At 61.2% G+C, this 7,553-nt stretch carries 5 protein-coding genes and 2 pseudogenes; 3 read left to right on the forward strand and 4 right to left on the reverse strand.

Annotated elements, in window-relative coordinates:
* Both GNZ13_RS50990 and GNZ13_RS50995 read left to right on the forward strand, forming a co-directional pair.
* A partial coding sequence (locus GNZ13_RS50990) for an IS630 family transposase (protein WP_172179035.1) occupies positions 1-1,002 on the forward strand: 1,002 nt, incomplete at its 5' end.
* Between the two features lie 185 nt (positions 1,003-1,187).
* Positions 1,188-1,370: pseudogene (locus GNZ13_RS50995) on the forward strand (IS6 family transposase); the annotation flags it as partial.
* A 121-nt stretch (positions 1,371-1,491) separates the two neighbouring features.
* On the opposite strand, the gene GNZ13_RS51000 reads toward GNZ13_RS50995, so the two are convergent.
* Positions 1,492-2,076 carry a TetR/AcrR family transcriptional regulator gene (locus GNZ13_RS51000; protein WP_172178966.1) on the reverse strand — a complete coding sequence of 195 codons (585 nt, stop codon included), beginning with the start codon at positions 2,074-2,076 and terminating at the stop codon, positions 1,492-1,494.
* Between the two features lie 300 nt (positions 2,077-2,376).
* Here GNZ13_RS51000 and GNZ13_RS51005 point away from each other — a divergent pair.
* A pseudogene (locus GNZ13_RS51005) lies at positions 2,377-3,112 on the forward strand (IS6 family transposase).
* A gap of 7 nt (positions 3,113-3,119) precedes the next feature.
* Here the strand turns inward: GNZ13_RS51005 and GNZ13_RS51010 are convergent.
* The 3 genes from GNZ13_RS51010 to GNZ13_RS51020 form a co-directional block, all read right to left on the reverse strand.
* Positions 3,120-3,470: an HU family DNA-binding protein gene (locus GNZ13_RS51010; protein WP_328807428.1), complete on the reverse strand. Its 351-nt coding sequence runs from the start codon at positions 3,468-3,470 to the stop codon at positions 3,120-3,122.
* Between the two features lie 428 nt (positions 3,471-3,898).
* Complete coding sequence (locus tag GNZ13_RS51015; protein ID WP_172178968.1) at positions 3,899-5,053, reverse strand: IS110 family RNA-guided transposase; 1,155 nt, start codon at positions 5,051-5,053, stop codon at positions 3,899-3,901.
* A 1,040-nt stretch (positions 5,054-6,093) separates the two neighbouring features.
* Positions 6,094-7,287: an IS91 family transposase gene (locus GNZ13_RS51020; RefSeq protein WP_172178969.1), complete on the reverse strand. Its 1,194-nt coding sequence runs from the start codon at positions 7,285-7,287 to the stop codon at positions 6,094-6,096.
* Positions 7,288-7,553 lie beyond the last annotated feature (266 nt).

The following is a 7,553-nucleotide window of genomic DNA, read 5'->3' on the forward strand; positions in this document are numbered from 1 at the left end:
CCTCATTCTCTGTTGCGTCGGGCAAAGATTGTCCTGATGGCCGCTGACGGTCACACAACCACGGAAATTGCGATGCGGTGCGAAGTGACGCCACCGGCGATCACGCACTGGAAGAAGCGGTTTGTCGCTCAGGGGCTTGCGGGTCTGCATGATGAAGCTCGCCCAGGCCGACCGCGCACACATGACGACGAGGCGGTCGCGGAATTGCTGGCCCGGGTGTTGCATGAAAAGCCGGACGGGGCAACGCACTGGAGCGTGCGTTCTGCGGCCGCGCAGACAGGGATTTCGAAGAGTTCGGTTGCCCGGTATCTGTCGCTGTTCGGTATACAGCCCCATCGTTCAAAGAGCTTCAAACTGTCTACCGATTCATTCTTCGTCGAGAAGGTGCGCGATATTGTCGGGCTGTACCTGAGCCCGCCCACCAACGCCCTGGTGCTGTGCGTCGACGAGAAGAGCCAGTGTCAGGCGCTGGAGCGCACGCAGCCGATGCTGCCGATGGGGCTGGGTTATCTCGAAGGGGTGACGCATGATTACGTCCGACATGGCACCACAACCCTGTTCGCTGCGCTCAATGCAGCAACGGGCGAAGTCATTGCTCAATGCAAGCCGCGCCACCGGCATCAGGAATTCCTACCGTTCCTCAGGCATATTGACCAGGTGGTGCCGGTCGATCTCGATGTGCATCTGGTCGTCGACAACTACGCGACACACAAGCATCCGAGGGTCAGGGCGTGGCTCGCCAGGCATACGCGCTACCACATGCACTTCACGCCAACCTACTCAAGCTGGCTGAATCAGGTTGAACGCTGGTTTGGCCTGATAACGCAGCAGGCGATCCGTCGCGGGTCATTCAGAAACGTGCGCCAGCTCATCGCCAGCATCGAGCGTTATACCGAGCAGTACAACCAGCACAAGCGGCCGTTCGTATGGACCGCGACAGCCGATTCCATTCTCCAGAAAGTGGCCCGGCTATGCAAAGCTATTTCTGGGACGGAACACTAGCAAGTTCAGTAATGCTGCTAGCGTAGCCGTCCGTTTCGTGGAAACCGAGGAGTTCGATAGCGCGATATTGCCCGAAGCGCTGCACCGAAGTTGGCAGCTTTTCGAAAGACCGACGCTGGGATGAGGCCCGCAAGGATCCACTTCCCTGTATGTCCCCACCGGTGGTGGGGAACGTTCATATCATTCGAAACATCAAGTCCAGAACGAACGTGATGCTCGGATTCAAACGGTTCAGGAGCGCCGCGACCACGATTGCAGGCATCGAGTTGATGCCCCGCGTCCGCAAGGGTCAGTTCAACCTCCGCACTCTCGGACTCAAGGATGCTGCTGCACCCGCCGTCTGGAACGCTGTCCTGTACAATACATAAGGTATCCTTATGTATTGTACACGTCTCGGCTTCACCGGCTGTTTGCACCAGAACCACCGGCAGGGTGGGCGTCAATCGAGCGGTGCTGGCGGAGCACCGCTCGACCCGGGACGACAGCGCATTACGAGCGCTGCGGCACCAATGCGTCGACGAGCCCTGCTGCGGTCTGTCTAAGACTCTTCGGATCGGCGTAGACACGCTCCATGACGGCAATGCCGCGTGTCATGGTGACGATGAGCCTGGCGGCCTGCGGCGCCGGAATCGCGAGTCTCTTTTTAGCTTCTGGCGTAGCGAGCGCACTGAGGACGATCGCTTCCAGCTCATCTAACATCTTTTGCAGGGCGTCGCGCAAGCGAGGCGATTCGGGGTCGACTTCGATCGCCGTTTTGGTGGACAGACAGCCCCGCGCCGGCGAACCCTGTGCAATCGAGCGGATGGCGAACGTGAAAAACGCCGTCAACGCGTCGCGCGCGTCAGGCTTGTCCAGCGCGTGGCGAGCAGCGGCGAGGAATTCGACGGTGTACCGCTCAAACACGCGCACGAAGATTTCTTCCTTGTCGCCGTACGCGTTGTATAGGGACCCGCGCTGCACGCCGGTGGCTTCTGCCAGATCCAGCATCGAGGTGGCGCGAAAACCCTTGCGCCAGAAGACATCCAGCGCCTGCGCAAAGGCGTGCTCTTCATCAAACTGACGGACTCCAGCCATGGTGCGCCTCAATCACGGTTTATCTATCAGGAGTATTTTGACACTATTGGCTAAAATGCGCAAAGCGTGGTGGCTGCGTTCGTTTAGATCCTGATATGACTTCCTCCTTGTCAAGTGCTAAACGCTGGTCAAGAACCACAAGCCGTTTCGCCTCGATGACCGCCCCTTTCTCTGCAAGCCGTTTTTGTCTGTGGGTGTCCCCCTCGGCACTTCCTGTCGGCGACTCTCCTCAGGGCGGCGCAGCCTGTAACGTCGACGGGGCGCTGTCAGGTTGATTTATCAGTGGCGTAAGATGGCACGATGAAGAAAACGAAATCGCTCTATCACGGTCACCGTTTCCCAGCCAGCGTCATCAGTTGCGCAGTGCGCTGGTATTTTCGCTTTCAGTTGAGCTTGCGCGACGTCAAAGAGTTGCTTTTCGAGCGCGGCGTGATCGTGACGTATGAGACGATCCGGTGCTGGTGCGACAAATTCGGTGCGGGCTTGGCTCGCCGGGTGAAGGCAGCGCGGCGCAAACCGGGTGGCACGTGGCATCTCGATGAGATGTTTGTGACTTTGCGTGGGGAACCGTACCTGCTCGGGCGAGTTTGTTGACGAGCACGGCACCGAACTCGATATCCTGCTGCAAAAGCGGCGCGACAAGGCAGCCGCCAAACGCTTCTTCAGGCGTGTGCTGCGCTCAAACCTGGTACCGCGCAAGATCGTCACCGACCAGCTGCGCAGCTATCCCGCAGCAAAGGCTGACATTCCGGAGCTGGTCAGCGTGAAGCACGTGTTCGTCAAAGCGGCCGCCCGGCTGAACAACCGGGCGGAGAACAGCCACCAGCCGACCCGGGAACGCGAGCGCCGCATGCGCGGCTTTCGCGACCCGAAACGCACACAACAATTTCTCTCCTGCTTCGGACCGATACGGCAACACTTCGCGCTCAAGCGGCATCTGCTGCGCGCGTCACTGTATCGCAAACAGCTTGCAGCAAGGTTCGTTGCCTGGCGCGAATTCACCGAACAAGCCCAAAATCCGTCGACTGGCTTCTGAACGAAAGTCACACCTGCCGGCGTTTCGTCTCACTCTCGGCAAGTTGACAACGCCCCTTGAACGGCTTGCCCGCCATGAATTTCACCGTCTTTGCGGCAGGGATCTGGATCTCGGCGCCGGTCGCCGGATTGCGGCCCACCCGCGCGGCGCGCGCGCCGGTGGAAAACGATCCGGAGTCGATCAGTTGCACGGTATCGTCTTTTTTGACGGCCGCCGTAATGGTGGCGATCAGCGCATCAAGCGCGTCAGCGGCGGCCGCCTTGGTTGCGCCGGTCTTCGCGGCGACAGCATCCACCAGTTCCTGCTTGTTCATCGTTTTTTCCTCGTTGAGTGAATGATGATGCCGCCACCCTTCTATGAGCAGTAAGTTGTCAAGGCCTCTCGACGGACTGACTCACAAAGCATCGTTCAGCACCTTCTGCTCAGTGCGCGTAATCTGGGTCGCGGGTAGGCGAAGCCTGGCGGCAGCGGACCCTTGGCCCAGGAAGGGATGGATATGCTGACGTAGCGTATTGTGCATCAGTATTTGCTGTGATCCGATGTGCGTCGCTCCTGCTGGTCTGAAGCCGATCGTTGCGCGCGTCAGACGTGACGTCCGACCACCTTCTATCCGCTGGCGACTCGCCAGCCTTATCCTGCATGCGCTTTGCGTCGTGGGACTAGTGTCCAAAACATACCCCATCTAACAGATCGGTTGCGCTAGCAACCCGGGTGGCGAACGGGCATGTTCACTTCAGACGTTGTATATATCGGGTTCACTCAATGGGTGCTCGCCATGCTTTCGCCTCAGGCCACCTTCATCTGTGCCCCTTCCGGAATGGTGCCGTCCTTCAGATAGCGCCACAGCGCAATCGCGAGGCGACGTGCGACCGCGACGATCGCAATCCGTCGCGCCCGGCGATTGGGCCCAGTGCCCTGCGTGCGCCGGTTGAACCACTGGGTGAGTGCGCTGCCGGGCTGATAGCGCAGCCAGGTCCATGCCATCTCGACCAGTAATGCGCGCACCCGCCGGTCGCCCTGTTTGCTGATGCCCTGATCGACCTGGCTCTCGCCGCTGTCGTACGGCTGCGGCACCAGTCCGACGCATGCACCCACCTGGCGCCGGTTGCTGAACTCCCGCCAGAACAGCTCGAGCGCGAGGCGAGACGCACCGACCTCGCCAATCCCCTTCAGACGCGTCAAGTCGTGGCTTCGCTTGCGCGCGGGCGCCGGCACGTTTGCCTGCCGCGTCTTCTCCAGCGCCACGAATTGCTGCTCGGCGAGCGCCAGCCGTTCGCACTCGCGCAGAAGCCGCTCACGCAGCTCGGGCGGTAGCGGCGCACCGTCGTGGCACTTCACCTCGTTACGCGCGAGCCGGCCAGCGAAGGTCTTGCAGTCGACGTCGTCCCAGCAGCCCAGCGTGGCCAGCAGTTTGCGCATCCGGTCGCGGTGCTGCCGCACTTCCTTTTGCAGTTGCCCACGATCGCGCATTAGCTGGCGGGACGCTTCATCCTGCGGCGATGGCACATGCACCACGTGCATTCGGTCGCGCTCGCCGCGTAGCCACGCACGCAGGTTAATCACCAGCTTGATGACATCGAGCCGGTCGGTCTTCGCGCGCCGCTTGTGGCGTTCGACCGGAATGCTCGCCGGATCGACGACATGGCACTCGATGCTGCGCGCCTGCAGCGCACGAAAGATCCAGAAGGCATCCTGACCGGCCTCGTAGCTCACGACCACCCGCACGTCCGCAGGCAGCGACCACTTCTCTTTGTGGCGTTCGATCAGGTCCAGAACTGCCTGCACGCGGGCGGCGGCCTGTGGCTGCGCGACGGCGTGCACGGCGGGCGTCTCGCGCCGGCCGTCATGCAGCGCGACCTTCCACTTCGTCCCGGCCAACTCTAGCGACACGGCAAGTATTGCTTCTTCACCGCGGGTGATGAATGTCTGATCCGTGCGCATGATGTTCTCCTTTGAACAAGACTTGACACGCTGATTTTACGTATCAGTTCGTCGACGCCTCCTGCTCATAGGATCTACCCGATCGGCGCACCTCCGCGCAATCGGCACGCAACTGCACGACTCCTTCACGCAGAAATAAGCCGGCCGGACCGGCCCCGCTACCTGTAGGCACGGATCCCGGTTCACGCGATCGTGAGGAACGTTGCGCGTGCAAAGTCCGGCGCCTCAATGAAACGTGAACGTTTATGGTTCTGCGCCGCAGACGTCCCGGCGCCGCGGATCGCAAGGTCTTCCTCCCTGCTGCGCGTGGCCGCCTTTCCGCATCGCCGGTTGCATCCGGCCTTCATGCCCAATCGTCTGTGACGCGCCACGCCGTCGCGCCAGGTGCCATCCGGCGACGTCGTCCAGTCGATACAAGGGCTCGTGTCCGCAAATGAAGGGGATGATAGCTCTGACTATCCGGGCCTTCATTTGCAGTCGGCCGCATCAATAGGCAACACCCAATTTGTTTCCGTTGCACGACCTCTGTCTGCAGTCCCGTGCGTGCAACGGCTGCATTCATGTCAACCGAGGGTTTCCAACGATCACCGCCCGCGGGTTCGCGCCTTTGGGACCACCCACCGCTACCGCTCCCCTATCCTGACAGCTGCCATTTATCATGAATGCATTTGATGGCGCATCAATGCGGCGATAATCCATAGGATTGTTAGCGGAGAGGGAACGGCGTAATGAGCTGGTCGAAGGCACGGCGATCGAGCCGTTCCCTCTCCGCTAACAATTCGTTGAGCTAAACCGCTCCGCCGACGGTGGCTATGGGAATTGAATTGGCGTGGCGATGGTTGTGGCGATCGGATTCGAGGATTGAAACATTCGTACGGGCGGCTCTGGACGCTCAATTGGGCCTGGCCCGTGCGATCGCGGTGGGTCGCCGACGGGTTCGACGCTCGTAGAAGGCAGGCTGGGACCGCCGCGTACGTACGCATCCTGCCGACCCGTGAGGACGGGCCGGCTCCGGCCTGCCGGCGATCGCGATTCGAGCGTCATGGATAGTTCGGCGGTGCCCGGGGTAATGCGCCTGGCAGGAGACATTCGACGCAGACCATGTGACCGTTTCGGCAGACCGGACAGTCACGCAATGATCGGCCGGTCAACTGCGCGTAACGGTCGCGGTAATCAGGTCTGGGCGGCGTGCGGGCTTCAGCAGGCGGTGCGCCAAGCAGACGCCGGCAGGCGGCAATGCGGGTCGCGCGCAGCCGGTTGCTAAGCAGGCCGTAGTGGCGAATCCGTTGCAGCCCGTGGGGCAGCACGTGCAGCAGGAAGCGGCGCAGGAACTCGTGAGCGTGCAGGCACATGGAGCGAGGCTTGCCTGGATGACGATAGTCCTTCCAGCGAAACGTCACGTGCCCGTCGGTCAGGCTGAGCAGGCGGTGGTTGGAGATTGCGACGCGGTGCGTGTAGCGGCCGAGATAGTCGAGCACCTGCTGTGGGCTGCCGAACGGCTCCTTGGCATAGACAACCCATTCGGTATGACGCGGGCCCGACAGATAGCGGGCGAATTCGCCGGGCTCGGACAGATGGGCCAGTGACGCGAAGAAACCCAGGGCGCCGGCATCGAATGCGCGTTGCAACCGTTCGAGAAACAGTCGACGGAACAGGCGCGAGAGTACCCGCACGGGCAGGAAGAAACCAGGCCGGCAGGCCACCCAGCGCGTGCCGTCGGTAGCGAGCCCGCCGCCAGGGACCACGCAGTGCAGATGTGGATGATGCACCAGATTCTGCCCCCACGTGTGCAGGAGTGCGATGAAGCCGATCGTGGCGCCGAGGTGCCTTGGATCCTCGGCGATTGTCTGCAGCGTTTCGGCGGTGGCCTGAAACAGGATGTCGTAGACGGTGCGCTTGTTCTGGAATGCAATGGCCGATATCTCCTGCGGCACGGTGAACACCACGTGGAAGTACGGGACGGGCAACAGGTCCGTCTGACGGCGGTCGAGCCAGTCTGCGCGGGCGAGCGACTGGCACTTCGGACAGTGCCGGTTACCACACGAGTTGTAGGCAATGCGCTGGTGTCCGCAGGCGTCGCACTGCTCGACGTGGCCACCCAGGGCAGATGTGCGGCATTGTTCAATGGCGCGCATGACACGGCACTGTTCACGGTCAAGCGAATCGGCGTAGAGATGCCGGTATGCCGGGCCGTGACGGTGCAGGATGTCCGCCAGTTCCAGCTTGGCCTTCATCGCGGGCTCAGACGTGGTCAGCCGGCGTTTCGGGTGAGGTCTGCGAAGTGTTTGGGGGCAGCCGGTCGAATGGGCTGGTCGTCGCGCAGATCGTGCTGGTCGCGACCTTGAGATAGGTCAAATGTGCTGCAGCACATTTCATGTATTAGACACAGTAGAACGTTATGAAGAGTAGCCAACGTAATTGCTTTGATAGCAAGGCGTTAGCCTTGGATTACTGCACATAAAGTTTCATGATGGGGCTCCTGGCGGCCATCGGGATCGCC

Origin of the sequence: Paraburkholderia elongata (assembly GCF_013177735.1) — a bacterium.
GTDB lineage: Bacteria > Pseudomonadota > Gammaproteobacteria > Burkholderiales > Burkholderiaceae > Paraburkholderia > Paraburkholderia elongata.